The organism is Paenibacillus xylanilyticus (assembly GCF_013359935.1).
GTDB classification, from domain to species: Bacteria; Bacillota; Bacilli; order Paenibacillales; family Paenibacillaceae; genus Paenibacillus; species Paenibacillus xylanilyticus.
In genome coordinates, this window is sequence record NZ_JABMCB010000143.1 from 1 (window position 1) to 203 (window position 203).

General features: G+C 57.6%; 1 tRNA gene. It reads left to right on the forward strand.

The window, feature by feature from the left end:
- Window positions 1–64 precede the first annotated feature (64 nt).
- Window positions 65–140 (forward strand) — tRNA-Asn (locus tag HP552_RS03760).
- Window positions 141–203 lie beyond the last annotated feature (63 nt).

The window sequence follows — 203 nt, forward strand, 5'->3', positions numbered from 1 at the left end:
AGCTGGGAGAGCGCCTGCCTTGCAAGCAGGAGGTCAGCGGTTCGATCCCGCTTGGCTCCACCATTCCCTGATAGCTCAGTTGGTAGAGCACTCGACTGTTAATCGAGTTGTCACAGGTTCGAGTCCTGTTCGGGGAGCCATATGGAGAGGTGTCCGAGTTGGCCGAAGGAGCACGATTGGAAATCGTGTAGGCGCCACAAGCG